Source organism: Myxococcus sp. AS-1-15, assembly GCF_020037055.1.
In the GTDB taxonomy this organism is placed as follows: Bacteria; Myxococcota; Myxococcia; order Myxococcales; family Myxococcaceae; genus Myxococcus; species Myxococcus fulvus.
In genome coordinates this window covers 321168-347301 of record NZ_JAIQDF010000004.1, presented here as the reverse complement: position 1 = coordinate 347301, position 26134 = coordinate 321168, and the positions used below count along the sequence as shown (strand labels likewise).

Below are 26134 nucleotides of genomic sequence, written 5' to 3'. Positions count from 1 at the left end.
GACACACCCGGGGATGCCCGCGCCTGGGGGGAGGGCGGGGGGATTTCAGTCGGAGCGGCCGGGCCGGCGCCGACGCATCAGCCCGGCGAACAGCAGCCCCGCCAGGGGGAGGAGGGTGGCGGCGGGGCCCGCGGCGCAGCCTCCGGAGCCGCCGCCGGGCTCATCCTCGGTGCCGGGCGTGCCGGGCAGGGTGGGCGTGGGGCGCTCGTCGGGCGTGCCCGCGTCGGTGCCCCCGCCTCCGCCGCCGGACGCGGAGGTGACGGTCACCACGGACGTGGCGGTGCGCGTCACCGCGCCGAACGTGGCGGTGGCCGTCACGGTGTACTGGCCCGCCTTGGCGTAGGTGTGCTCCGCGGAGCGGCCCTGGGCCGAGCCGCCGTCGCCGAAGTCCCAGCTCACCGGGACGTCCGGAGTCGTGGTCGCCAGGAAGAGCGCGCGGTGGGGGGCCACGCCGCGCTCGCCCTCCACGGTGACGCTCAGCGCGTCCGCCGGGGGCGGCTCTTCCACGGGCGGCAGGTCCTTGCGCAGCGTGAGGCTGTCGAGCACCTTGCCGTCCGTCGTCAGGAGGTTCGCGGTGAGCAGCCCGTCGACCACCTCCACGTCCAGGAAGCCATACGCCTTGTTGTCGCGCATGGCGCTCCAGGCCGGCTGGCTGGTGTCGAACGCGCGCAGTGTCGCGCCGCCGCCACCCACCACCAGGTAGGGGATGCCGCCCGAGGATGCCACGTCGTCGCCCTTCATCGGCTTGCTGCGCTCGTAGTTGTGGTCATGCCCGGTGAGCACCAGGTCCACGCCGTACTTCTCGAACAGGGGGGCGAACTGGCGGCGCATGGTGAGCTGCGAGCCGTGCTCGCCGCTGGACCAGGGCGGGTGGTGGAAGAAGACGACCTTCCACGGCTGCGTGGTGCCGGCCAGGTCCGTCTCCAGCCACGCCTTCTGCTTGGCCAGCGAGCAGCGCTCCGCGGACGACAGGCCGATGGCGCAGTTGGAGTCGAGCGACACGAAGTGCACGTGCCCCCAGTCGAACGAGTAGTAGCGCTCCGTGCCCTCCGGGTTGTTGGTGGGCATGTAGAGGTTGTCCAGGTACGGCTGACCCTGGTTCGTCACGTACTCGTGATTGCCGGGCGAGGCGAACAGCGGCACCTGCGAGAGCAGCTCCGCCATGGGCACGAAGAGGTGCTCCTGGAAGTCGGCCTCGGTGCCGTCCGGGTAGGCGTTGTCGCCCAGGGCGACGAAGAGCTCGGGCTTCGTCTGGACCATCCGGGCCGTCACGCGCCGCTGGTCCGAGCCGCCCGTGCCGAAGTCACCCATGGCGGCGAAGTGCACGCGGCGCGTGCCGGGCACGGGCGCCGTCCTGAAGCTCTTGGCCGGCGTCTTCAGGCCGCAGGCGCTGACCTCATAGGTGTACTCGGTGCCGGGCTTGAGCCCCGTGAGCACCACCGCGTGGACCTTGCCCGAGTCCACCGAGCGGGCGACCTCGTTGGTCGCTCCCACGCCATAGCGCACCTCGGGCGAGCAGTTGGCCGCCAGGCGGAACGCCACCAGGGCCGTGTCGGGACCGACTTTCTGCAGATAAGGGTCGCGGGCGAGGACGCCCGCGGAGGCCATGCCCGACACCAACGTCAGGGCCACGGCGAGGGGAAGTGGGGTGAAGCGGTTCTTCCGATGCATGCAGCCTCCTCCCGAACCATCTCGGGACGGAGGCCCAACCGTTCACTCCGCGACCTTCATCCAACCTTCCCGTTAAGGAGCGGGCGGCGAGGCGAGCCCTCGCACGCCCGTCACTGGGACAGCGGACAGGCGCTACTTCTTGATGTCGTAGGAGGCCAGGTCCTCGGTGCGCTCGCCCTCCTCGCGCACCTTGCCGATGCCCGGCACCAGCCAGTACGTGCGCTCCTTGCCCTCCTTCACCTCGCCCGCGTCGTTGAGCTTGTCGCGGCGGACCTTCACGGCGTTGGTGAAGGTGCCGGCGCGCGTCTGCACCGTCACGCCCACCTCCAGGACGCGCCACGTGTAGGTCGGGTCGCTGTCGTCCTTGCTGCCGTCACCCAGCACCGTGAACTCCTGCACGGCGCTGGTGTAGGCCCAGGGCACCGTCGTGGGCGCGCGCGCCAGCGACTTCACCGTCGCCGGGCTCCACGTGGTGGTGCGCACCTGGACGCCGTCGCGGTGGTCCTCCTCGCGCAGGCGCACGACGAGGCCGTTGCTCTGCTCGAGCTGCCACGAGTACTCCTCGTAGAGGATGCCCGTGGCCACGCGGTCCTGCCGGCTGTGCACCAGCACGCCCGTCGTCCCCGCCGGGGCGCCCGGCACGTCGCGCGGGCCGAGCACCTCCACCCGCTTCTGGAACCTGCCGTGCACCGGGTCCTGGATGTCGTAGACCCAGACGGAGCCCGTCGACAGCGGCCACAGCGTGGTGGCCGCCGGGTCCGGGTTCGACGGGTCGGGGTTCTGCGAGTCCCCCGGCAGGCCCACGTCTCCGTCCGGGTTGGACGCACCAGGGCCGGCGCCCGGCAGGCTCCCTCCACCACCACATCCCACGAGCAACCATCCGGCCGCGAGCGCGACCACCCACCTGCGCGTCATGTCAGCTCCTCCCGTGTCCCCTTGGGGCCTACCGCCGTCCACCGCAGCCCCCGCAGGGGCATGCCCTCCGTCCGTCCCAGCGCCGCCGTCAGCGAGCCGGGCACGGGCTCCTCCACTTCCAGCTCCAGCCGCCGCCCGTCGAAGTCGAGCGCGCAGCTCTTCACCATCACGTTGCGCTCCCCGAGCGCGCTCCTCAGCGACGCCTCCGCGCCCACCAGGTCATCGGCCTGGGCGGACACCAGCAGCCGCTGCTTCGGCGCCGAGGGCGCCTCGCGGTTGAACAGGTCCAGCACGAACAGCAGCGCCGCCACGAACACGGTGCCCACGCCCGCCAGCCCCAGGCTGCCGTGGCCGCACGCCATGCCCAGGCCAATCATCAGGAACAGGATGGCCGCGTCGCGCGGATCCTTGAGGCCGGAGCGGAAGCGCACGAAGCCGCCCAGGCCCACCAGGCCGAAGGCCTTGGCCACGCTGTCACCGATGACGGCGGTGATGACCGCCGCCGCCGCGCACAGCAGCACCTGCGCTTGAATCATGTCCGCCTTCGGCAGGGCCCGGCGCATGACCAGCCGCCAGGGCCGCAGCGACAGCACCGTGCCGATGAGCGCCGCCGCGAGCATCCGCGGCAGCATCACGGTGATGGACAGGCTGTTCAGCTCCGACTTGGCGCTCTCGAGGAACGCCGGAATGGAGGCCTCCATGGTGTGTGTGTTCCCTCAGAGCTCGACCTGCTGCGTGGGTGCATCCACCGCCGGGCGGCTCGCGCGGGCCTGCGTGGCCCGGGTATCGAGCGCCGCCGCGGTGGCGATGACGGCGTAGGCGTTGCGCAGCGCGGGCAGCTTCCGGGGATGGGCCTCCAGCACGCGCTGGATGAGCACGCGCGCCTCGGGTCCCACGGGCAGGCCCTTGAGCGAGGAGAGCACGGTGGCCGGCCAGCGGCTCGCGTGCGTCACCCGCAGGCGCCACGCCCGCGGGTCGTTCATCCCGTCCACCGAGTCCAGCGCCTCCTTCGTCTTCGGCGCGGCGCGCTCGCGCAGCGCCCAGGCCTCCTCGGTGGAGAGCCCCGTCAGGGAGCGCATCACCAGCTTGGTGGCCTTGTCCGCCAGCGCCTCGCGCAGGCCGCGGGCCACCGGCGTGTCCAGTCCCTGCGTCCCGCGCAGCACCGCGAGCCTGTCGTGGGGCAGCAGCGCCTCGCGCAGCGCGTCCGCGCGGGCGTCGGAGAGTCCCCCCAGGCTGCGGGCCACCTCCGCGTACAGCCCCCGCTGCATGCCCGCCTCGCGCACCACCCAGGACTCCTCGCCGTCCACGCCGGAGAGGCCCAGCAGCACGTCGCTCAGCTTCCCGTCGCGCACGCCGCGCTCGCGCAGGCTCCACGCCTGGGGCGAGCTGTCGCCCTTGAGGCCCTGCAGCGCCTCCGCGGGCGCCTGGGCATACAGCCGCTCCCGCAGCATCGCCGCGCGGGCGCCCGTCTGGCCCAGGAGGCTCGCCGCCACCTGGGCCGGCGCCAGCGGCGCGAGCACCTCGCGCAGCGTCCACGCGGGCGCGTCATCCAGGCCCTGGAGGCCCCGCGCCGTGAGGGCGGGGAAGCGCTCCACGAAGTCCAGTCGTCGCTGATGCGCGGCGAGCCCGGGCAGGCCGCCCAGCATCCACACCGCCAGCGCCGGCTCGCGCGGCTCCACCGTGTCGAGCGCCTGGAAGAAGCGGGCCTCGACGTTCTCCACCTCGACGGGGCCCATGGGCACCGACGCGGGGGCGGGGACGATGCGCTGCACGGGCGTGTCCCGACCCTCCAGCCGCGCCACCACCGCGTCCACCAGGCGCTGCTCCAGCACGTGCAGCGGCGCGTCGTTGTTCTCGATGATGAGCCAGCGCCGCGGGTCCTCCTTCGCCAGCGCGAGGAAGGACTCGCGCACGCGCACCGCCAGGCCCGCGCCCACCATGCCCTTGCGGCTGTCGCCCGCCTCGCTCTTGTTCGTCAGCGCCTTGCCCAGCCGCTTGCGCCAGCGGGCCAGGTCCGGGTCCACGTCCACCAGGATGACCAAATCAGGCCACAGGCCCTGCGAGGCCAGCTCGCACGCGGGCCTGAGCTCCGACATGGGCAGCCCCCGGCCTCCCCCGCTCAGCGCCAGCTGCGAGTACAGGTAGCGGTCCGTGATGCACACCTCGCCCCGCGACAGCGCGGGCGCCACGACCTCCTCCAACTGCTGCGCGTCGCGCGCCAGGTTGAGGAAGAACTCCGCGCGCGGTGACATCTCCAACAGGCGAGCGTCCCGCGTCAGCTCCCGCACGCGCCGGGCCGTGGACGAGCGCAGCTCGCCTCCTTCCCGTGCGTGCGCCACCCGGTAGCCGAGCTTCTTCAACCTCCCGGCCAACAGGTTGGAGAGCGTCGTCTTGCCGCTGCCGTCAATCCCCTCGAAGTCGATGAACACGGTGCCTATCCCCTCGCGACCCCATCCACGGCGAAGGCATGTGCCCTCGCCATCCCCTCTGCGAACTTGCTGTACGTCGGCGCGCCGCCCGGATTGAGCGACGACAGCCAGTCGGGCAGCTCCTCCCCCAGGTGCTTCACCTCCACCACCACGCGGCCCTCGCGGAAGAAGGGCGGCCCCAGCCGCTCGCTCGTCAGCGCAAGCTGGGACATGGCCAGCTCCGGGGCAATCTGGTGGTAGCCGATGTCCCGGTCCACCGTCACCCGCCACGCCTGCGACGCCTGATACACGTGGCGCTGATACGTCACCGCCAGCACCGGCTGCAGGCTGCCTCCGGTGATGAGCGGCAACAGCCGCGCGCCGCCCCTGAGCACACGCCCCAGGTCCGAGCGCGGCACCCAGACGCGCCGCTTCTGTGTGAGGCCATGGCGCTCGCGCTTCACCTCCAGCACCACGCGCTCCACGCCCCCCGCGCCCACGTCCGGTGAGTACTCCTTCGTGCGGACCTTGAGGCAGTCCTCTGGCGTGCGCAGCGCGCGCGACGCCAAAGGACAGCCCGGCCGGTCGAAGTAGACGGACACGATGCGCGTGGGCTCGGGCACCTGTCCCTCCAACTCCCGCGTCAGGCGCGCGCACAGCGCGAGCGCCGTCTCCTCCTCCAGCACCAGCTTGAACTCACGCCGGAGCCTGGTCACTTCCCCCTCGGCGAACGAGAGCATGGCGTGTCTCCGTGATTAGAAGCGGGTGGCGAGCTGCAGCGAGTACTCGAGGCCCGGCGCCTCGTCCCCCGGCCGCAGCGCGCGCTCCACCTGGAACTGCCCCCGGAACCGACTCCCCAACAACAGGTTGAGACCCCCGAGCAACGAGTGGCCCCTGCCCTCCACATCCCCCCGCAGCTGCAGTCCCTCCGCGCCCACCACCGGCTGGAGGGCCCACTCCGTCGTCACCGGGAGCGTCCAGCTCGCCAGCAGCAGTTGCGCGGTGAACGGCCCCACCGGCAGCCGGCCCGTGACGACCTCCCCCGTGACGTGGAACGCGCCGAACTTCAGCTCCGCGTCGGCCGCCATCGCGTGCCTGCGCGCGCGGTCCAGCGCCTCCGCCACGTACGTGCTGACGCCCAGGGTGAGCATCTTCTTGAGCGGACGCACGGTGATGCGTCCGGCCAGGTCCTCCTTGGTGCGCACGCCCAGCTCGTCGCGCGAGCCCTGGAACGCGCCAGCGGAGACGCGCAGGTCCCACAGGCCCTTCAAGCGCACCTCGCCCATCAGCCCCAGCCGACGGCCGCCCAGCTCATGCACGTCCCCCAGGTAGTCCTCCACGAGTCCGCGCCCCTGGATGGGCAGGCTCCACGCGCCCTCCAGCCGGCGCTGGAGGAAGGGCGACTTGAACTGGCCGCCATAGAGGCGGAAGCGCTTGTTGTCGTCGGACAGCCGCACGAAGGCGTCCTTGAGCATGTTCGAGTCGGCCAGGTCCGCGCTCACCTCGGCCTCCAGGTTGGGCAGCGACGTCGCCACGCCCACGCGCGCCGAGTTGATGCTCAGCGTGCGCGCGTACTTCTCGCGCTGGTCCGCGCTGGCCTGCGCATAGACGCGGCCGAACACGCGCACCGTCTGGATTTCGTCGTCCGGCGTGTCGTCCAGCGCGGTGGCGTCCTCGCCGATGGAGTCCTCCTGCTGCGCGCCGGGCTTCCTCTTCTTTTTCTTCTTCTGCTCCGCCGCCGTCTTGGCGGGCTCGACGGTGGGCGCCGCGCTCGTGGTCGGCGTCGGGGGCGCCGCGTCCGGTGAGTCACCGGGTTGGATGCGCGGCGGCAGCGCCTGCGCCAGCGCGCCCTCCGTCAGGCCCGGCGTGGGCTCCAGCGGCTCGGAACCCTCGGGGGGCCCCGCGTCCACGGGCTCCACGCCATCCACCACGCCGCCCGAGAGCGAGTCCACCGAGGCGGCGGAACCGGAGGCCGCTGCCTCCACGCCACCCTCGGGTGCCGGGGTCGCCAACGCCGGTCCACCCACGAGGACCGCGACGAGGAGACCCCGCCTCCCCAGCTCATCCAACCGCCACCCACCCATGTCCCCGCCTCCCCGTCGCAGCCGGCAGAGCGCTTGTGCAACAGCGGTGCCCGACTGGACAACGTCGGGTGGCGGACGGCGGTGGGCGACGCAAGCCCGTCAGAGGGCTCGAAAACGTCGTGACGCGGGCGTTACGAAGCCCTCGGTGGGAACGAAAGTTCCACTTCGTGGGCACCCATCCCTGTACGAATGTCGATCAGCCGGTGGAAGGAGTTACCGGTTGGACGCCGCATCCGGCGCCGGTGCGGTGGCGTCGGGGGGCTCGGTGGACGAGGACGCCTCCACCGGTGGGATGACGGCGGGAGGAGCGCCGACGTCGGACGTTCCGGTGGGCGGGGGTGTGCCCCGCAGGCGCTGGAGCGCGCCCCTCACGCCCATCGCGAGCACCAGGCCCGAGCCGCCGATGACCAGCGCCCAGCTCAGGCCGCGGGGCAGGGGCGTGGAGGCCACGGTGATGTGGCCCGTGAGGACCTTGAGCCGCGTGTTCTGGTAGCGGACCTCCAGTTCGTAGAGGCCCGGCTCGTCGAACTCCAGCGGCGTGTGCCAGTTGACCCCGTCGTATGTCAGCGTGCGCGTCAGCTGCGAGGGGGAGTCCTTCAGGTGCAGGGTCAGCGTCAGCGGCCCGGTGAACTCCGCGCCCTGGAAGGCGCCCACGTGCAGGGACAGCATCGCGGGCTCGCCCTCGCGGGGCATGGCGGGGTGAAGCGTACCCTGCAGCCGCTCCTCGGCGTCCGCCCAGCGCAGCTCCAGGACGTCACCGCGGCGCTCGGTGCGGAGTTGATCCGCACCCGGAGTGGCCGCGACCGCACCCGTCGTGAGCAGGCAGGCAATCAGCGCGCCAGTCGATCTCCACACATGCCACCTTTGCCTCGGCGACCGCTGTCCTCTAGGATGCCGAGCCCTGACGCATTCCACCTGAGCCAACTCCCCCGGCCAGAGACCCGGGATGAACCCTCAATCTTTCGGGAAATATCAGCTCCTGAAGAAGCTTGCCACCGGCGGCATGGCCGAGGTGTGGCTTGCGCGCCAGACGGGCATCGAGGGCTTCCACAAGAACCTCGTCGTCAAGCGCATCCTCCCGCACCTGGCGGAGGACCGTGAGTTCGTGGAGATGTTCCGGAACGAGGCGCTCATCGCGGCGCGCTTCAACCATCCGAACATCGCCCAGGTCTACGAGTTCGGCGAGGCGAACGGCACCTACTACATCGCCATGGAGTTCATCCACGGCGAGGACCTGGGCCGGGTGATGCGCAAGGCGGCCAGCGCGGGGCAGTGGATCGCCCGGCCCCTGGCCATCCGCATCGTCGCCGCGGCGTGCGAGGGCCTGCACTACGCGCACAGCCGCACGGACGACGCGGGCCGGCCGCTGCGCGTGGTGCACCGGGACATCTCGCCGCAGAACATCCTCATCAGCTTCGACGGCTCGGTGAAGCTGGTGGACTTCGGCATCGCCAAGGCGGCGGATCAGGCGTCGCTCACCAAGTCGGGCGCCATCAAGGGCAAGTTCGCGTACATGGCGCCGGAGCAGGCGGCCGGAAAGCCCCTGGACGGGCGCGCGGACATCTTCGCCATCGGCCTGGTGCTGTACGAGCTGCTCACCGGCGTGCGTCCCCTGAAGCGGGAGTCGGAGCTGGCCACGCTCCAGGCCGCCATGGAGTGCGCCATCCAGCCGCCGTCGCAGGTGGCGGACGTGCCGGAGGAGATGGACCCGGTGGTGATGCGGGCCGTCGCCAAGAGCTCGGATGACCGCTACCGGGACGCGCGCCAGTTCCAGACGGCGCTCGAGGAGATCCTCGTCGGCCAGCGCTGGGTGGCGGGCTCGGTGCAGATCTCCGAGCTGATGGAGACGCTGTTCGCGGACCGCCTGAACGAGGAGAAGGCCCAGGGCCAGGTGGTGCTGGCGGACGAGGAGTCCGGCAGCTCGGGCCCGTCCGCGCCGCCCCCGCCGCAGCAGGAGCGGGGCCGGGGGCGCGCGTCGTCGTCGGACATGAGCTGGGAGGCGCCTCCGGGTGAGTCGTCCTCTCCGCGCGAGCGGGGCCGCGCCGCGCCGTCCCGCTCCGCGCCGCCGCCTCCCGCGCGTCGCACGGGCGCGGTGCCGCAGCCGGTGGTGGAGGAGGACCCGGGCGAGTGGGATGCGCCGTCCGGCGTCATGGAGGCGCCGAACCGCCGCCGGGGTGGGACGTCGGACTCGATGCGCCGGCCGAGCAGCGCCAACGTGACGCAGGTGGCCCGCACCAGCTCGCGCTCGGACCTGCGCAGCGCCACGACGAATCCGGGAGAGCCCCCCGAGCCCGCGCCGCCTCCGCCTCGCCGCTCCATGACGCGCGCCGCGCCCGTGGTGGACGTGGAGCCGCCCGCGCCGCGCCGCTCGCGCACCTCCGCGTCGCTGGACCTGGACGAGCGCACGCGGATGGAGGACGAGGACGACGACGAGCGGACCATGCTGCCGCCGCCGGAGCCCTCGCCGCCGCCGCGCCGCCGCACGGGGATGCAGTCGCAGGTGTCCGCGCCGGAGGCCCCGCCGCGTCGGCGCACCTCCAGCCGCGCGGAGATGCCCTCGCCGCCGCCGCCGTCACGCTCCCGCGTCTCGCTCGCCTCCGCGCCCGCGGTGCGGGAGGAGGACGAGGTGGACCGCGCGCTGGCGAAGGACGCGCGCCGCCACGCGGGTCAGCCGGTGGCCCGGCGTAACATCGCCATGCTGGGCTTCATCGTGGGCATGCTCGCGGTGGTGGCCATCTTCCACAAGCCCATCCTCGCGGTGCTCAGCGCCACGGCGTCGGACGGGCAGGGCGTGCGGCTCACCGTCAACACCAACGAGCGGGTGAAGGTGTCCGTGCGGCACACGGAGCGCTGCGGCAGCTCGCAGCCCGTCACCGAGCTGGGCCTGACGCCGCTGACGCTGGTGTCGGGCGCGCACCTGCAGGACACGCTCATCCTGGAGAACGAGCAGCAGGGCATCTACACCGAGGACACGGACACGCTGGCCTTCGGCGTGCCGGGCGAGGCCAAGGTGCTCACCCAGGAGTTCCGTCGCGGCTCGCTGCAGCTGCTCCTCAAGCCCGAGACGGTGCGCGGCATCACCGTGCGCCGCCGGGGGCAGGACGTGGGCCTGTACCAGGGCGGCGGCGGCAAGGGCCTGAAGATCGACCTCATGGAGGGCAAGCACAAGCTCGAGCTCATCGGCGGGCCGCTCAAGGAGCCCTTCCTGTTCGAGGTCGACATCAAGCCGAACTCGGTCCAGAAGGAGACGCAGGACCTGTCGGCCTTCATCGGGTAGCGGCTCGCTCGCGGGCGCCCCCGGACTTCAGTAGCGCGGCAGGGAAGGGTCGACCTGGAGCGAGTACAGGTCGATGCCCCCGCGCAGCGACACCGCCTCCAGTCCCCGTGACAGCAGGTACGCGGCGCCATCCAGGCTGCGCACGCCGTGGTGGCAGTAGACGACGACGGGGCGGCCTCGCAGCGCCTCCAGCTCATCGGCGCGCTCGTCCAGCTCCGGCAGCGGGATGAGCACGGAGTCGGGGAGCGCCACGTACTCGTGCTCATGCGGGAAGCGCACGTCCAGCAGGGCGGGGCGGGTCTCGACAGGGCCTTCGAGGAGCTGGGCGAGACGGGCGGGGGTGATTTCGGGGATGGGCATGGCGGGTGTCAGTGGGCGGTGGCGCAGAAGCGCTCGTAGTCGATGAGCTCCACCTTCGCGCCGGGCGAGCACACGGGGCACTGCGCGTCGCGGCGCAGCTTGAGCTCCTGGAAGCGGGTGCCCAGCGCGTCGAACGTCAGCAGCCGGCCGACGAGCGGCTCTCCCTTCCCGAGGATGAGCTTGAGGGCCTCGTTGGCCTGGAGCAGGCCGATGAGGCCCGGCAACACGCCGAGCACGCCCGCCTCCGCGCACGAGGGCGCGAGCTCCGGCGGCGGCGGGGCGGGGTAGAGGCAGCGGTAGCAGGGGCCCTGTCCCGGCACGAAGGTCGTCACCTGGCCCTCGAAGCGGAACACCGAGCCGTGGATGTTGGGCAGCCCGCGCATGAGGCACGCGTCGTTGAGCAGGTAGCGGGTGGGGAAGTTGTCGCCGCCGTCGAGGACCAGGTCGAAGCCGTCCAGCACGCGCAGCACGTTCTGCGACGTCAGGCGCTCCTGGAAGGGCACCACCTTCACGTCCGGGTTGAGGGCTTCAATCGCGGCGCGGGCGCTGACCACCTTGGGCTGGCCCCGGCGCTCCTGGGTGTGCAGCACCTGCCGCTGCAGGTTGCTCAGGTCCACCACGTCCGAGTCGACGATGCCCAGGGTCCCCACGCCCGCGGCCGCCAGGTACAGCGCCGCCGGGGAGCCCAGGCCCCCCGCCCCCATCAGCAGCACCCGGGACTTCAAGAGGCGCGCCTGACCCTCCTCGCCCACCTCCGGGAGGATGAGGTGGCGGCGGTAGCGCTCCTTCTGTTCAGCTGAGAGCACGAAGGGCTTCTCCACGGGCAGGGCCGCGTCGCTCCAGCGGTTGTAGCCGCCCGCGAGCGACGCCACGCGCGTGTAGCCCAGCTCCTTGAGCGTCCTCACCGCCAGCGCCGAGCGGGTGCCGCCCGCGCAGTAGACGATGAGGTCCTCGTCCCGGCCCGCGCGCTCCTCGATGCGCAGCTCCAGGTAGCCCCGGGGGATGTGCACCGCGCCCGGCAGCCGGCCGCCCGCGTACTCGTCCGCCTCCCTCACGTCCACGAGCTTCACCGGGGCCCGGGCGTCCAGGAGGCGCTTCACCTCGTCCACGGTGACTTCGCGAATCTCCTGTTTCACTCCGGCCAGCAGCTCTCGGAAGGTGGGCGCCATGGGGCCGGTATAACCCGAGGCCCGGGGGCGGGCCCGTGCGGGATGAAGTGTCCCGGGGCGGACGAGCGGCCGCTCCCATGGATTTTCCGGCCCCGGGCGTTATAAAGGTCGGTTCGAGAGGAGATTTTTCCGACATGGATACGACGACCACGACCCCCGCTTCCGCCACCTCGACGGCCCCCCAGTCCGCGCCCCCGACGGCGGTGCGTTTGACGGAGGCCGCCGTCCGGCAGGTGAAGGAGGTCATCAAGGCCCAGGGCTTCGAGGGCTACTTCTTCTCCATCCGCGTCGTCCCCGCCGGCTGCAGCGGCCTGGGCTACGACCTGAACCTGGTCAAGGAGACCAAGGCCGGCGACAGCGTCTGGGAGCAGGACGGCGTGAAGCTCGCCACCGACGGCATGAGCAGCCAGTACCTGGCCGGCACGGAGATCGACTACGTCTCCGCGATCACGGGCGCGGGCTTCAAGTTCAACAACCCGAACGCGAAGTCCTCCTGCGGCTGCGGCACGTCGTTCACGACCTGAGCCGCATCCGTTGCTCGACGTCCTCACGGCGAGGGCGGTGGCAGCACCGCCGCCCTCGTCGAGTCCGCCGCTTCGCCGAGCGGGCCCTCAGGCCCCGGCGATGGGCTGCATCACCTTCAACCAGGACTGGTTCTCCTTCTGACGCGCGAGCCGCTGCGCGCGGCGGGCCTCGGCCTCGCGGAAGGCCTCCTTCTCCGTGTCCGACTCCATCAGGAGCGGCGGCACGGGGACGCGCTTGCCGTCCTTGTCGATGGCCACGAAGGTGAGCAGCGCGCTGGTGGTGAGCGTGCGCTCGCCGGTGAGCGGGTTCTCCGCGTGCACCGTGACGCCCACCTCCATGGACGTGCGGAAGGCGGCCAGCACGCGCGAGTGCAGCAGCGCCACCCAGCCCACCTTGATGGGCGCGTGGAAGTGCAGGTCATCCATGGAGGCCGTCACCACCACCTGCCGGCAGTGGCGCTGGGCGGCCACCGCGCCGCAGATGTCGATCCACTCCATCACCTTCCCGCCGAACGCGGCGTTCAGGTTGTTGGCGTCAGGAGGCAGGATGAGCTGTGTCATCACCACCTCGGTGTCCTTGGCTCGCTTGGGCGTCAAATCCGACATCACTCACACCTTCCAGACAGAGACGACGGGCCCATGACGAAGGCCCCGCCGCGTCTCATGCCAGGAAGGTGGAGATGCGGTCCAGGAACTCCTCGCGCCCGCGGCCCTTGCGGATGTCCTGGCGTGAGACATCCATCACCAGGGTCTCCACGCCGTACTTCTCCTGCAGCACCTGGGGGAAGGAGGCGTAGTAGCCGTTGAGCCCTCGCAGGAACTGCGGACGGATGCCCTTCTCCTCCTCGCGGCCCCGGGTGCGGATGCGCTCGAGCAGCACGTCCACGCTGCCCACCTCGAAGCAGATGACCTTGTCCGGGCGGATGATGTGGCGCGACAGCCGCTGGAAGTACTCGTAGTACAGGTCCAGCTCCGCGTTCGTCATGTGCCCCAGGCCGTGCAGGTACTTGGCGAAGATTTCGGGGTCCTCGTACAGCGTGCGGTCCTGCACGCAGCTGCGGCGGTACGAGTGGATGAGCTCGTGGTGCTCCACGCGGCGGATGAGGAACTCGAGCTGGAGCGTGAAGGACCAGCGCGACATGTCCGCGTAGTAGTCACGCAGGAAGCGGTTGTCGATGACGGGCTCGTCGAACAGCTCGTAGCCGAAGCTCTGGCTGAGCATCTTCGCCGCCGTCGTCTTGCCCGCGCCGATGTTGCCCGCGAGCGCCACGAAGCGCCGCCCCTTGGGCGCCTTCACCTTCGTCTTCGCCGCCGTCTTCACCGCGTTGCGCGCGCGCGGCGCGGACGTCTCGGCGGGGGGGGCGGAGGGCTTCGGGGCAGCGGCCGGGGAGGGGGACGGGCGCGAGCTGGAACGAGGCATGGAACCGGGGCTTAACCCGGCTTGGTGGTGGCGTCCATTCGCTGCCTCAGCAGGTCCGGCCGGTCGGTCATGATGCCGCCGACCCCTTCTTCGATGAGGCGGGTCATCTCCGCCGCATCGTCCACCGTCCAGACGTTGACCCACTTGCCGCGCTCGGCGCACTCGCGCAGGAATTGCGCGTCCACCAGCCGCACCTCGCCGAAGTACAGCGGCATGTCGAGCACCGTGTAGCGCGGGTCCTCCGGCGGCGGCTCGCCGCTCCGCATCCCGATGACCAGCGCGGCCAGCGCTTCACGCGGATAGAAGTGACACGCGTCCGGCAGCCGCGCCGCGAGCCGCTCCCCCACGGCGTCCTGCTCGCTGCCCAGGCAGACGCGGTCCACGGCGCCCTCGTCCTCGAGCAACCGGGCGAGCAGCTCCTCCTGCCCGGGCACGTCCGGCTTGAGCTCCACGTTGAGGCGCAGGCCCGGGAAGGCCCGCAGCACCTCTCTGAGTGTGGGGATGCGCACGCCCCGACCCCGGAACGGGAACGTCTGGCCTTCATCCGGGGTAAAGCCATACCCCGCGTCCAATCGCTTCAGCTCGGAGAGCGAGAGCGCGGCCAGTTGTCCGATGCCATCCGTGCAGCGCTGCAATGTGTCGTCATGCGCCACGACGATTTCGCCGTCGCGCGTCACGTGCACATCCAATTCCAGCATGTCCGTGCGGAACCGTTCCACGGCCTGACGGAAGGCTTCCAACGTGTTCTCGGGCGCGAGCAGCGCGCCGCCGCGGTGCGAGATGTGCAGCGTGGGCCGCAGTCCTCGGAGAAAAGCGGGCGGGGCTCTCATGGGTTGTTCCCTGATTTCACGCGGGTGTCACCTGCGGGGGAGGGGGTTCCTTGCCGGCCCCCTCCGGGCGCCGGTATAAGGCCGACATCCTCGGACCGACCGGCGTCGACATCAACCCCTGGCGCCGCGACAAGAATGGAGAAACGAGAAATGCAACTGCGCAAGACGCTTGGCGCGGCGGCGCTGGTCGCCACGGCTGTACTGGCCTCCGTGGCGGGCTGCTCTGGTCGTGACGATGACGACAACGGTACGCCCGACTCCGGTCCTGGCTGCACGGGGGCATGTGGCGACGCGGGCCCCCCTGACGCGGGCCCTCCTGACGCGGGCCCGTCCTCGTGTCCGGCCCCGGTCAATGGCATGGGCCCCATCGGCGTGCTGCGCACCACCGCGGAGCGTGGCGACCGGGTCTCGCTGAACAACGTGGTGGTGACGGCGGTGAGCAACATCCAGAAGGGCAGCTCCGGTGACATCATCGCCCGCTTCTGGGTGGTGAGCCCGTGCTTCCCGAAGGAGGGCATCTACGTCGACAAGTACTACACCGACCACGAGACCACCGTCGCGGGCAAGTACGAGCCCGTGGTCGGCGACGTGCTGGACATCACGGGCCTGTACCGTGAGTTCCTCCCGGACGGGGACGACAACGTGCCCGCCGGCCGTGACGCGTACCGTCCGGTCATCAAGAACGACTTCCGCCTCAACGTGAGTGGCGCGACCGGGAAGATCGCCTTCAACAAGCGCGGCTCCGGCCAGGTGCTGGCGGACAACGAGGCGCCCGCGAACTTCGGCAACGCCGAGGGCGGCACCGCCCAGCCCAACCCCGAGTACGCCGGCTCGCGCGTCCACATCCCGGGCCCCATCACCATCACCAACGCCCGTCCCCCGGCCTTCCGTCAGTACCCGGATGATCCGACGAACGACAACTACCTGGGCTTCGAGGTGACCGGCGGCGTGCTGGTGGCGAACTACAAGACCTACCAGACCTGCGACCTGCGCGTGTCCGCGGATGACGGCGGCACGGTGACGTTCCCCAACGGCATCCGCGGCGTCTGGGAGACCTTCACCAACACCCCGTGCGTGGACGGCGGCACGACCACCACCGACGCCGGCACCCGCTTCACGTGCAACGACTACGGCGACGGCGTCATCCCCGGCACGGAGAACAAGTTCACCTACGTGCTGTACCCGATGAACTGCGACCCGGACATGGTCGGCACCGTCGCGGCGCCGTAGTTCCAGGCCCATCCCCCCGGGGATGATCCGCGCAGTCGCCGCCCCTCGCCCGTGCCGGGAGGGGCGGCTTCTTTTTGGACGGGCGCCCCAGGACGGTGTCCGCTACCGGTCGATGTGGGCCCCCGGCTCCCCCAACCCTTTGATTGTGGGTAAGCTCGGGAAAAGTCCAACCTGTCCCACCCTGTCAGACGCCTCGTTCCCTCCGTGAGCTCGCCCCAGACGGCCATCCCGTTCGGAAAGTACCTGCTGATCAAGCGGCTCGCCGTGGGTGGGATGGCGGAGCTGTTCCTGGCGCAGCGTCCGCCGGATCCGGAGCTCGTGGTCCTCAAGCGCATCCTCCCGTACCTGTCGGAGGAGCCGGAGTTCGTCCAGATGTTCCTGGACGAGGCGCGCATCGCCGCCCAGTTGCACCACCCCAACATCGTGCAGGTGCACGAGCTGGGGAAGGAGGGCGACAACATCTTCATCGCCATGGAGTTCGTGGAGGGCGTGGACCTCCGCCACGTGGTGCTGGAGGAGTTCAAGTTCGGGGCGACGGTGCCGTGCGGCGTGGCGGCGCGCATCTGCTCGCTGGTGGCGTCGGGGCTGGACTACGCGCACCAGAGCCGGGGCGTGGACGGCCGCCCGCTGGAGCTCATCCACCGGGACGTCAGCCCGCAGAACGTGATGATCGGCTACGACGGGCGCGTCAAGCTGGTCGACTTCGGCATCGCCAAGGCCGGCGCGTTCATGGAGCGCAGCAAGCCGGGCGTCATCAAGGGCAAGTTCCTCTACCTGGCGCCGGAGCAGGTGTCGCAGGAGCGGTTGGATCACCGCGCGGACATCTTCGCGCTGGGGACCATGCTGTACGAAATCACCACCGGCAAGCAGCCCTTCTCCAAGCCGACGACGGAGGGAATCCTCTACGCCATCCGCTTCGAGGACCCGACGCCGCCGCACCTCTTGCGCCCGGACTATCCGCTGGAGCTGTCGCGCATCGTCATGCGGTGCCTGACGAAGGACCGCAACCAGCGCTACCCGCGCGCGTCGGTGGTGCACGCGGAGCTGGAGGCGTTCCTCGCGTCGGGCTCGCTGCAGCAGAGCCTGGACGTGGCCGACTACATCGCGCGGCTGATGGGCGAGGAGGAGGAGCGCACCATCCTCCACATCCCGGTGTCCAAGCCCGCGGGCCGCATGAACGCCACCGTGCCCATGGCGGGCAACCGGGTGCTGGATTCGTCCATGCCCCAGCGCCTGCCGCCGCTGGAGGTCACCGGGCCCACGCTGTCCTCCACCACGCCCATGGCGGAGCCGGCGCCTGCTTCCGCGCCTGGGCTCACCGCGCGCCCCACGCCGCGTCGCAACTCCGCGGACGGGCTGCCCGCCGCCAGCTACCGGGACGAGCCCGAGCCGGCCACGCAGATGGCGCGCCCGCGCGAGCTGCCGAGCGGCGCCCGGAGCGCGCCTCCCGTGGACGAGGACGTGGACTCGGAGATGTCCACCGCCGTGCGCACGGCGCCCACGGGGTACTCGGTGCTGTCGCAGCTCCGGGACGAGGAGGACGAGGACGCCGGTGACGGCGAGTCCACCATTCCCCAGCGCAGCCGGGGCCGCACGCCGCCTCCTCCCGCGCGGCGCTCCAGCACGCACTCGGAGGTGTCCTCCGCGCAGCGAGGCCCCATCACCCCGGAGCCGCTCACCGCGCCGCCCACGCCCGCCAGGCGCGCGGCGTCGGGGCCGCTGCCGGTGGAGCCGCCGCCTCGCGCCGTCGCGCCGCTGGAGCCTCCTCCCTCGCCGCGCGCGGCGGCGCTCGCGGAAGGGCCCGTCCCCCGCACGCCCACGGACGCGCGCGCGCGTCGCCTGTCCTCCCCGCCCGTGGCCGCGCCGCCGCGCCGCTCGCCCACGCCGGTTCCGCGGGACCTGGATGACGGCCCCGGCGACATGACGATGCCCATCCGCCGTCAGTCGGTGGTGGACGCGGAGGCCTCGGTGTCGCTCACCACGCCCATGCGGCGCTTGTCGCCCCTGGACGAAGAGGCCTCGCAGTCGGTGTCGCTGACGACGCCCATGCGGCGCATGTCCTCCGTGGACGTGGAGACGTCCGAGTCGGTGTCGCTGACGACGCCCATGCGGCGCATGTCCTCGGTGGAGCTGGAGCCGTCGGTGTCCATCACCCCGGCGACGGTGAGCCACCGCGCCGCCTCCCGGCCGCTGATGCCCGCGGCGCGCGCCTCGGCCGTGGCCGTGGGGGACGACGACGACCACTTCCACACCGACTCCAGCATGTCGGGCGCGCTCACCAGCCCCACGGCCTCGCTGCGCGATGGCGAGGACGACGAGTCCACCATGGGGTACGGCGGCGGCTACGACTACTCCGACACGAGCGCGACCCCCGCGCGCACCGGCTCGCGAGGACTGGTGCTGGTCGTCGTCGGTGGGCTGCTGGTGCTGGTGCTGCTGAGCCTGGTGTGCTGGGGCCTCTACACCCGGCTCAAGGGCCCCACGCCCCTGTCCATCCCGCCGCGGGACCTCTCCCACAAGGCGCTCGAGGAGAAGCCGTCGGCCGTCACGGTGCCGGTGCGCTCCGCGAATCCGCCGCCCGTAGCCGCCGCCCCGGTGGTCACCGCGCATCCCGCCGCGGGCATCGCCCCCGCGCCCTCGACGCCCGAGGCGCCGGCCCCGACACCGGGCGTCGCCGCCGCGCCCGAGCTCCCCGCGAAGGTCGAGCCCGCACCGCCTTCGCTGGTGGAGGTCCGCTTCGAGGGGCCCCCGAAGACGGTCCTGCGCCAGGAGGGGGGCGAGCGGCTGCCCGTCAATCGGCTCGTCAGCCTGCCCCCCGGCCCACTCCGGGTCGATTTTGACTGCCCCGGCCGGAGGACCGGACGGGGGACGAAATCCTACCTCATCGAGCAGGCGAACCCGGGTCCGCTCGTCCTCCCGGTGCCCTGCAAACCGCGTCGCTAGTCGGGACGGGCATTTGCCCGTATGGGCGGGCCTCCCCCAGGAGCGGACAAGTGGGACCGGGTGGGCTTGAGTGCCATTAAGTCGTTGGATTTCCTAGGTTTTCCGCTTGGCGAGCGCATTGCGCATGTCAGACGGGGCCGTAGAATCCGGCGCTCCATGGCGCGCCTCAAGAAGCAGAAAAACATCGTGACGAAGAGGAGTTACACGGCCGGGCGGGTAGTGCGACAGCTTCCTGTCGCGCCGGAACCGAACCGGCTCTTGAAGGTCTGGAGACGCGTGCTCGAACGCCGCCTCCGCACGCGTCTGCGCGCGAAGGTGGCGGTGGAGGTCCACGACAACACGCACACGATGCTGACCTTCCAACGTCAGCGAGCGATGTGGCGGCTTCGGCTGCACCACATGTTCCTGGCGGCGCCCGACGACGTGGTGCAGGCGCTCGCCAGCTTCGTGCGCAAGGGGGACCCGGAGGCGAGCGCGTTGTTGGACCGCTACATCGAGCGCAACCGCAGCTACATCCGGCGGCTGTCCCCGGCGCAGATGCGCAAGCGCATCCGGCTGGAGCCGACGGGGCGGACGCACGATCTGGAGCGCATCTTCGACCGGCTCAACGAGCGGTACTTCGGCCGGCGCATCGACGCGGCCATCACCTACGGGCCGGCGCCCCGGGTGAAGGGGCCGCGCAAGAGCATCAAGATGGGCTCCTACTCGGCGGACTCGAAGGTCATCCGCATCCACCCGGCGTTGGACCAGCCGGTGGTGCCCCGCTACTTCGTGGAGTGGATCGTCTTCCACGAGATGCTCCACCACATCTACCGGACCCGGCGGGGTGAGGACGGGCGGCGGTGCATCCATCCGCCCGAGCTCATGGAGCACGAGAAGCGCTTCCACGACTACTCGCGGGCCCAGGCCTGGGAGCAGGAGAACCTGGACCTGCTGCTGCGCGCCCGCGTCTCACCGGAGTGAGGCGCGGGGCCTCCCCGGGGCTTCAGGGGAGGATGAGTCCGCCTGGACTGCGCCGCTCCTGAGAGGGGGCGGCCTCGGCGGACGCGGTGGGCTCCCGGGCTCCGGGGGCTCGCTGGGTGGCGGTCTCGGCGCGGGCTCCCGCGGCCGCCACCAGGCCGACGACCTTCTCGAAGAGGCGCTCGGCGAAGCGGGAGAAGGGCTGGTCGGCGCCGTGGAACAGGCGCCGCGCCTCTCCCCGGGCCACGTCGGCCTCCCGGGTCCGCTCGGTGCGCTCGAAGAAGTCCGCCATCCTCCACAGTCGCAGGGCGTAGCGCCGGGCCATGTCCGGGGAGAAGAAGTCCCGCGCCACGGAGGCCACGGCGGACTGGAGCTGGTCCTGTCGCTGCACGTCGCTGAGGGCCAGGGGGCTGACGACGACTTCGTCCAGCTTCGCCAGCAGGCGCTTCACCACGGGCTCGGGCGGAAGCCACGCGGCCATCTCGGCCGTCTCGTGCAGGAGGTCGCCCTCGCGCGAGCGGCGGACATCGTCGGGCTCGGGAGCGGGGAGGGTGGTGGGCTCGAGCTGCGGCTGGACGCCGAAGTGGCGCAAGGCGACGTCCAGGCCTTCGGGGAACGGGGTGTGGGTGCGCAGGTTGAGTCCGGCGGCCTCGGCGAGCAGGGCGGCGGCCTCATCCACGGGCAGCTCCATGGTGCCCCCCTGCTCCAGGCCCTCCTTGATGACGCGGCGCCACGCGCCCCGGCCCTTCTCGCCCAACTGGAGCTGGATGACGCCGTGCTCGTCGGTGAGCAGGGCTTGCACCACCTCGATGCCGCCGCCGCGAATGGCGCGGCCCAGGACGAGGGCCCGCTCGCCCCGGCCGGTGATGATGCTGGCGAGGGCGGGGAGGGCGTCGCTCGCGGGAGCGGGGGTGGGGGACTCGGTGGGGGCGGCGCGCGGGGCCTCGGCCACCGCGACACCGCGCGAGCGCAGGCGGTACAGGGCCTTCTTGGCGAGCTTGGCCAGCGGCTTCACCGAGGAGGCGGACAGGGCTTCCGCGAGCGCGGGCTGGCCTGCGAGCACGGAGGCTTCGAGGAGGGCGGCGGCGAGGGGCTCGGGCAGGGCCTCCACCTCGGCGGGCGTGGCGACGTGGCCCTCGCGCGCGAGGGCGCGGGCGGCCTCCACCTTGTCGGCGGGGAGGTCCGGCAGGGCGGTGCCGGCGCGAAGTGCGTCCAGCAGGGAGCGAGGGTCCGAGGCGGGGGATTTCATGGGGGCCTTGTACCGCGCGCCGTGTGTCTCGGGGCATCGCCCGTGCGGGGCGCGCGACCACTGGCCCACACTCGGGACGGCGCGGGACGCGGCGCTCGGGTGCGAGTGTCGTGGTGGTGTCGACGCCCGACGCCGGGCCGACGTCGGTGAGCGTCGAGCGGAGCCTTGCTCTGAACGCCTCGGAAGGCGTGCTCAGCATCTGCGCACCCGCCGACTGCGGCCCGTCGAGCTGATGCGCGTGAGCGCCAGGCGGAGCCTTCTGCCACCCACCTGGGAAGCCATGCTCAGCATCTGCGCACCCGCCGACTGCGGCCCGTCGAGCTGATGCGCGTGAGCACGAGGCGGAGCCCTCTGCCAACCAACTCGAAATCCGCGCTTCGCGCCAGCGCACCTGTGGGCCGCGACCTGGTGGTGGCGCGCCTCACCTGGAGCCTCGCGCCGAACACCTCGGACCCCGCGCTCAGCGCCTGCGCACCAGCCAGCTGCGGCCCGACTGCCCGACGATGGCGAACTCCGACTGGAGCCTCGCGCCGAACACCTGGGACGGGTGGGCGCCGCGCACCACGAAGGTGTCGTACCAGGCGCCCTGCCTGTCCCAATCCACGTCCTGGGGCCGCCACTCGGAAGGGAAGGTGGGCGGCACCTCGCCGCGATACTTCAGCGGCGAGTGCGGCGTGGACGCGAACGTGAAGTTGGGCACACCCCCGCGCTCACGCGCGAGCACCGCCGCCGAGTGGATGAACACCGGAAAGCGGACCACGCGCGAGCCCGGGTCGTAGACGAGCCCCATGACCCGGGGCTTCGACGCCGTCGCCGACACCAGCCCCTCCCACTCCGCCGCCTCGCGTGAGAACGCGCGGAAGCCCCGGCCCAGCGTGACGGCCAGCACCAGCGCGCACGCCCCCGCGGCCCATCGCAGCGGCACCCGCCACGACGCCACCGTCGCCGGCGCGGTGGCCACCAGCAGCGCGGCCGCCAGGTGCGCATAGCGCGTGTTCAGGTAGTAGACGTATCCCCGGATGTCGAACGGCAGCAGGAAGTAGAGGGCCAGCGCCAGCCCGCCCAACCCCAGCAGCCGCGAGCGCGTCACCCAGCCCCGAGAGCTCCCAGCCTCCGGCCGCACCAGCCCCGCCACCCAACCCGCCAGCGCCACCGCGCCCACCGCGTACATCGCCCACCGGTCCGAGCCATCCCGCAGGGTGTTGGCGAGCACGTCGAACAGCTCCGCGCGGTTCTGCGCGAAGCTCTTCCACCCCAGGTTCTGCGGCGAGAACGTCGGCCCCCACGCCTTCCACGGCGCCCCCGGCTGGATGTCGGGCGGCTCACCGAAGCGCAGCACCACCCAGCCGAGGAACAGCGCGACCCCGGGCACCACGCCCAGGAGCGCCGGCACCCGGGGCTTCAGCCTCGCGACGAGTCCCCGCGCCGTGGCGTCCTCCGGCACCGCCGTGGTGACGAGCAGCCAGGGCAGCCCGAAGGCGAGGAACCCGAAGGCCTGCACATGGAACAGCAGCACCGCGACCAGGCACCCGGCCAGCCACGCCGCCCAGCGTCTGCGCCGGGGCGCGTCCTCCAGCGCGCGCACGAAGAAGCCACAGCACAGCAACGTCAGCGGCAGCGCGGCGCAGTAGTTGATGAAGCCCCAGCCGAAGCTGTCTCCGTACGCGAAGGGCAGCGCGAGCAGCGACGGCCACGTGGGCCTGCCCAGCGAGCGCAGCAGGAAGCCCAGGCTCAGCGGCAGGCCCACCACGTAGGCGGTGAGGAAGACGCGGTTGGCCAAATCCAGCGGCAGCAGCCAGTTCAGCGCGCTGACCAGGTAGTAGTACCCCAGGTACGGGGTCAGGGCGTGCCGCGCCTCGAAGAGCTGCGGGTACAGCGTGCTCGGGTCATCCAGCCGGTGGAGCACCGAGATGAGGTACAGGTGCTGCGGCAGGTCCACCATGGGCAGGTGGCGGGACACCCACAGGGGCAGGGCGCCGAGCACCAGGGCCGTCACGTGAATAAAGCGAGCGTTGGAGTTCGTCACGAGAGGGGCAGGACTGTACGCGCCGCTTCCCTGCCCGGCGAGCAGCCAACAGAGCCGCTCGACGTGACGCGGCGAGGTAGACAAAGGTATGGCCGTCGACCTTGGCAGTCGTTGGGGCCTGCGCTATAGGCGCCGGAGCACGGGGGGCGAGGGCCCCTCGAGGAGCGCGCACATGACACGCAACGCGACGATGATGGTTGCGGCGCTGGCCAGCGGTCTGCTGATGCTCGCGCCCCGAGCGGCGAGCGCCTGCGAGGCCCACGCCCAGGCCGCGCGAGCCAAGGCCGAGAAGGCCCGGACGCCCGCCCCGGACACGAAGGCCGCCGAGGCCCGTCCGGCCACGGGCGAGCAGGAGCGGCCGCTCGACGCGCTCGACTCGCTGATGGCCGCGAAGTGTCAGTGCGGCAGCAAGGCGGACTGCACGTGCAAGAAGGGCACGTGTGAGTGCGCCCGCTGCAAGCCCAAGCGGCAGGTGATGGACGCGCTGCGCGGCCAGCCCGCGGAGCTGAAGCTGGACGAGGCGCGCCGCACCGACGCGTCCGCCGGCATCTTCATCTGAGCGTCTCGGCGGAGGCCCTCTCCGCCTTGAGCACCAGCAGCGGCGGCAGCTCCACGCGCTCGAAGCGCACCAGCCCCGCCGCCCCGGCCGCCGCGCGCAGCGTGGCCTCGGTCCTGGGGTGGAGCCCCGCGCGACGGTGAAGCAGCCCCGACGCGGACCCCGGCGGCGCATACGTGCTCGCCACCCAGCGTCCCCCGGGCCGCAGCGCCCGCGCCACCTCCAGCATCAGCCGGCCCAGGTCCTCCACGTAGTGGAGCGAGTCCACCATCAACACCGCCCCCAGCGCTCCGTCCTGGAAGGGGAGGTAGGGCGCCTGGGCTCGCAGGAAGTCCACCGTCGCGCCCGCCTCGCGCGCCTGCGCCATGCCTTCCTCCAGCATCGCGGGGCTCACGTCCTGTCCGGCGACGGGCGGGAAGCCCGGCTCACGCGCGAGCCTGCGCGCCACCAGCCCCGTGCCGCAGCCCAGATCCAGCACCGGGCCGTCGGGCGTGCCCAGCAGGCTGCGGTAGAGCAGGTACTCGCTGTCCGCGTCGAGCGGCTGACGCAGGAGCGCGCGTTGGAGGGTGGGGCGCACGTAGCGCTCGTAGGAGCGCGCCACCCAGCGGTTCTCCAGCCCGCGCTGCAGGCCGGCGGAGGCGGGAGGCTCCAGCACCAGGTCCGCGACGCCCTCGGCCACCGGGTAGCTGGTGCGGCACTCCGGACAACGCAGCGGGCCGAAGAGCAACACCGGCGCGGGCGCCTCGGGACGCAGCGCGCCCTTGCGACAGCGGGGGCATCGAAGGAGCTGGACGAGCGCGTGCCGCACCCGGACGTCAGGCCTGGGGCGGCGGAGGGGTGACGCGCCGGTCCTCGGCCACGAGCACCGGCCAGCCCCGCGCCATCGCCTCGCGGAAGAAGGCGGCCAGCTCCCTGCGGCTGTCGTTCACCGCGCCCTGGAAGGGGTCGATGAGGGACTCCTCGCCGAGGCTGCGCGTGGCGTTGAGCTCCACCGGGGTGCCGCACCGCTCGCAGCGGATGGACACCTGGCGCACCAGCGCCACCGGCACCGCGTACCGGGCGCCGCAGTCGCCGCACTTCCACACCAGCGCGCGCTCACCGGCCTCGCGCCGCGCCAGGCCCTCCAGCTCATCCGCCAGACGCAAGAGCGCCGGCAGATCCTGGGGAGGCTGCGCGAACACCGCCGAGGCGCCGAACCCCGCCTCGGGCGCGCCCAGCTTCGGAGGCTTGTCGCCCTGCAGCAGGGCGCGCAGGCGGTCCTTCGCGCGCATGTCACGGAACTCGGCGCCTGACAGGGCGCGCTCCACCGCCTCATGGACCGGCGGCAGGTCCGGCTCGAGGCGCTCATCGACCGGCAGCGACTGGGGATGCTCCACCAGTCGGTGCGACGGAACTGCGAGAAATCGGAAGGCCACGGATGCTCCATTGCACCCTGGCCTTCCCGGCGCAAGACGCGAGTTGGCAAATGTCCGCTGTGACGACAGATTCCGCTCTATCTGGACCACTCCAGCATGAGCTGCAACGGAGCGCGGGCCGCCTCCCGCAGGTCCTCCGGCATCGTCAGCTCCGGCGTGCGCTCCTTCATGCACTTCCAGAGCTTCTCCATCGTGTTGAGCCGCATGTACGGGCACTCGTTGCACGCGCAGCCGTTGTCCGGCGGCGCGGGGATGAAGTGCTTGTGCGGCGCGCCCTTCTTCATCTGATGGAGGATGCCCGCCTCCGTCACGACGATGAACTTCTCTTTCGGGCTCTTGATGACGTGGTCGAGGATGCCCTTCGTCGAGCCGATGAAGTCCGCGTGCCGCAGCACCGGCGCCTCGCACTCCGGATGGGCCACCACCTCCGCGTCCGGGTGGAGGACCTTCAGCTCCACCAGCTTCTTTTCGCTGAAGATTTCGTGGACGATGCAGCTGCCCGGCCACAGCACCATGTCCCGCCCCGTCTGCTTCATGACGTGGCGGCCCAGGTGCTGGTCCGGCGCGAAGAGGATCTGCCGGTCGCGGGGGACCTGGTTGACGATTTTCACCGCGTTGGAGGACGTGCAGATGACGTCGCTCATCGCCTTCACCGCGGCGGAGCTGTTCACGTAGCTCACCACGAAGGCGCCCGGATGCTTCTCCTTGAAGACCTTGAAGGCCGCCGGCGGACACCGGTCCGACAGCGAACAGCCCGCCTTCAGGTCCGGCAACAGCACCTGCCGCGAGGGATTCAGGATTTTCGCGGTCTCCGCCATGAAGTGCACGCCACAGAAGACGATGACGTCCGCCTGGGTGCGCTCCGCCGCCTGCGCCAACGCGAGGCTGTCCCCGACGAAGTCCGCCACGTCCTGGACTTCGCTCTCCTGGTAGTAGTGCGCAAGAATCACAGCGTTCATGGAACGCTTGAGCTCCTCGATTTCCCGCGCGTAATCCACCTCGGTGCCCATGGCACCTCCTTGCCTGGTCGACACTTAACTCGCCCGGCGGGGTTGGGCCACATCGTCGGAAGTTGGCTGCCGGGCGGACGGATGGCC

23 protein-coding genes are annotated in these 26134 nt (G+C 71.6%); 6 read left to right on the top strand and 17 right to left on the bottom strand.

Going from position 1 to position 26134, the window contains the following annotated elements; all coding sequences use genetic code 11:
• Window positions 1–45 precede the first annotated feature (45 nt).
• From K8625_RS14530 to K8625_RS14500, 7 genes are all read right to left on the bottom strand, one after another.
• On the bottom strand, window positions 46–1671 hold the full coding sequence (locus tag K8625_RS14530) for a metallophosphoesterase (protein WP_223783053.1): 1626 nt from the start codon (window positions 1669–1671) through the stop codon (window positions 46–48).
• Window positions 1672–1803: 132 nt separating this feature from the next.
• The gene (locus tag K8625_RS14525; protein ID WP_223746705.1) at window positions 1804–2586 is read right to left on the bottom strand and encodes a hypothetical protein; all 783 of its coding nucleotides are present in this window, start codon (window positions 2584–2586) and stop codon (window positions 1804–1806) included.
• Window positions 2583–3287: a DUF4956 domain-containing protein gene (locus tag K8625_RS14520; protein WP_223746706.1), complete on the bottom strand. Its 705-nt coding sequence runs from the start codon at window positions 3285–3287 to the stop codon at window positions 2583–2585. The genes K8625_RS14525 and K8625_RS14520 overlap by 4 nt, the downstream gene beginning before the upstream one ends.
• A 15-nt stretch (window positions 3288–3302) precedes the next feature.
• Entirely contained in the window at window positions 3303–5015 is a 1713-nt protein-coding gene (tmk, locus tag K8625_RS14515) for a dTMP kinase (RefSeq protein ID WP_223783052.1), read from the bottom strand.
• A gap of 5 nt (window positions 5016–5020) precedes the next feature.
• On the bottom strand, window positions 5021–5734 hold the full coding sequence (locus K8625_RS14510) for a VTC domain-containing protein (RefSeq protein WP_223746708.1): 714 nt from the start codon (window positions 5732–5734) through the stop codon (window positions 5021–5023).
• Window positions 5735–5749: 15 nt separating this feature from the next.
• On the bottom strand, window positions 5750–7006 hold the full coding sequence (locus K8625_RS14505) for a hypothetical protein (RefSeq protein WP_370640329.1): 1257 nt from the start codon (window positions 7004–7006) through the stop codon (window positions 5750–5752).
• 285 nt (window positions 7007–7291) lie between these two features.
• Window positions 7292–7933 (bottom strand): hypothetical protein, encoded by a 642-nt coding sequence (locus tag K8625_RS14500; protein ID WP_223746710.1) that lies wholly within the window; start codon window positions 7931–7933, stop codon window positions 7292–7294.
• A 91-nt stretch (window positions 7934–8024) separates the two neighbouring features.
• Between K8625_RS14500 and K8625_RS14495 the strand changes: the two genes are divergently transcribed.
• The gene (locus K8625_RS14495; protein ID WP_223783051.1) at window positions 8025–10355 is read left to right on the top strand and encodes a serine/threonine-protein kinase; all 2331 of its coding nucleotides are present in this window, start codon (window positions 8025–8027) and stop codon (window positions 10353–10355) included.
• A 27-nt stretch (window positions 10356–10382) separates the two neighbouring features.
• On the opposite strand, the gene K8625_RS14490 is transcribed toward K8625_RS14495, so the two are convergent.
• Both K8625_RS14490 and moeB read right to left on the bottom strand, forming a co-directional pair.
• Window positions 10383–10715, bottom strand: a complete 333-nt coding sequence (locus K8625_RS14490) for a rhodanese-like domain-containing protein (protein ID WP_223746712.1) — start codon at window positions 10713–10715, stop codon at window positions 10383–10385.
• A gap of 8 nt (window positions 10716–10723) precedes the next feature.
• Complete coding sequence (gene moeB, locus K8625_RS14485) at window positions 10724–11884, bottom strand: molybdopterin-synthase adenylyltransferase MoeB (RefSeq protein ID WP_223783050.1); 1161 nt, start codon at window positions 11882–11884, stop codon at window positions 10724–10726.
• A gap of 134 nt (window positions 11885–12018) precedes the next feature.
• On the opposite strand from moeB, the gene K8625_RS14480 reads away from it, so the two are divergent.
• On the top strand, window positions 12019–12408 hold the full coding sequence (locus K8625_RS14480; protein ID WP_223746714.1) for an iron-sulfur cluster assembly accessory protein: 390 nt from the start codon (window positions 12019–12021) through the stop codon (window positions 12406–12408).
• Window positions 12409–12495: 87 nt separating this feature from the next.
• Here the strand turns inward: K8625_RS14480 and K8625_RS14475 are convergent, their stop codons facing one another.
• Genes K8625_RS14475 through K8625_RS14465 form a run of 3 tightly spaced genes read right to left on the bottom strand, consistent with a single transcriptional unit; the run spans window position 12496 to window position 14658 of the window.
• Window positions 12496–13014, bottom strand: coding sequence for an acyl-CoA thioesterase (locus K8625_RS14475; protein WP_046712842.1), 519 nt, complete (start codon window positions 13012–13014; stop codon window positions 12496–12498).
• A gap of 55 nt (window positions 13015–13069) precedes the next feature.
• A complete protein-coding gene (locus tag K8625_RS14470) occupies window positions 13070–13828 on the bottom strand; it encodes a deoxynucleoside kinase (RefSeq protein WP_223783049.1) in 759 nt (252 codons plus the stop codon).
• 11 nt (window positions 13829–13839) lie between these two features.
• Window positions 13840–14658, bottom strand: coding sequence for a glycerophosphodiester phosphodiesterase (locus K8625_RS14465; RefSeq protein ID WP_223783048.1), 819 nt, complete (start codon window positions 14656–14658; stop codon window positions 13840–13842).
• Window positions 14659–14808: 150 nt separating this feature from the next.
• Between K8625_RS14465 and K8625_RS14460 the strand changes: the two genes are divergently transcribed.
• The 3 genes from K8625_RS14460 to K8625_RS14450 all read left to right on the top strand — a co-directional run bounded on the left by K8625_RS14460 (window position 14809) and on the right by K8625_RS14450 (window position 19794).
• Window positions 14809–15888 carry a hypothetical protein gene (locus K8625_RS14460; protein WP_141332796.1) on the top strand — a complete coding sequence of 360 codons (1080 nt, stop codon included), beginning with the start codon at window positions 14809–14811 and terminating at the stop codon, window positions 15886–15888.
• Window positions 15889–16092: 204 nt separating this feature from the next.
• On the top strand, window positions 16093–18831 hold the full coding sequence (locus K8625_RS14455) for a serine/threonine-protein kinase (RefSeq protein WP_223783047.1): 2739 nt from the start codon (window positions 16093–16095) through the stop codon (window positions 18829–18831).
• A 156-nt stretch (window positions 18832–18987) separates the two neighbouring features.
• Window positions 18988–19794 carry a hypothetical protein gene (locus tag K8625_RS14450; RefSeq protein WP_141332795.1) on the top strand — a complete coding sequence of 269 codons (807 nt, stop codon included), beginning with the start codon at window positions 18988–18990 and terminating at the stop codon, window positions 19792–19794.
• Window positions 19795–19816: 22 nt separating this feature from the next.
• Here the strand turns inward: K8625_RS14450 and K8625_RS14445 are convergent, their stop codons facing one another.
• Both K8625_RS14445 and K8625_RS14440 read right to left on the bottom strand, forming a co-directional pair.
• Window positions 19817–21040, bottom strand: a complete 1224-nt coding sequence (locus tag K8625_RS14445; protein WP_223746718.1) for a hypothetical protein — start codon at window positions 21038–21040, stop codon at window positions 19817–19819.
• Window positions 21041–21500: 460 nt separating this feature from the next.
• Complete coding sequence (locus K8625_RS14440) at window positions 21501–23036, bottom strand: hypothetical protein (protein WP_223783046.1); 1536 nt, start codon at window positions 23034–23036, stop codon at window positions 21501–21503.
• A 202-nt stretch (window positions 23037–23238) separates the two neighbouring features.
• On the opposite strand from K8625_RS14440, the gene K8625_RS14435 reads away from it, so the two are divergent.
• Window positions 23239–23625, top strand: a complete 387-nt coding sequence (locus tag K8625_RS14435) for a metallothionein (protein WP_223783045.1) — start codon at window positions 23239–23241, stop codon at window positions 23623–23625.
• Here the strand turns inward: K8625_RS14435 and K8625_RS14430 are convergent.
• From K8625_RS14430 to nadA, 3 genes are all read right to left on the bottom strand, one after another.
• Window positions 23618–24430 carry a class I SAM-dependent methyltransferase gene (locus tag K8625_RS14430; RefSeq protein ID WP_223783044.1) on the bottom strand — a complete coding sequence of 271 codons (813 nt, stop codon included), beginning with the start codon at window positions 24428–24430 and terminating at the stop codon, window positions 23618–23620. The two genes, K8625_RS14435 and K8625_RS14430, sit on opposite strands and share 8 nt — an antisense overlap.
• Window positions 24431–24437: 7 nt before the next feature.
• Window positions 24438–25037, bottom strand: a complete 600-nt coding sequence (locus K8625_RS14425; RefSeq protein WP_046712851.1) for a hypothetical protein — start codon at window positions 25035–25037, stop codon at window positions 24438–24440.
• A 77-nt stretch (window positions 25038–25114) separates the two neighbouring features.
• Window positions 25115–26047, bottom strand: coding sequence for a quinolinate synthase NadA (gene nadA / locus K8625_RS14420; RefSeq protein WP_046712852.1), 933 nt, complete (start codon window positions 26045–26047; stop codon window positions 25115–25117).
• Between the last annotated feature and the right edge of the window lie 87 nt (window positions 26048–26134).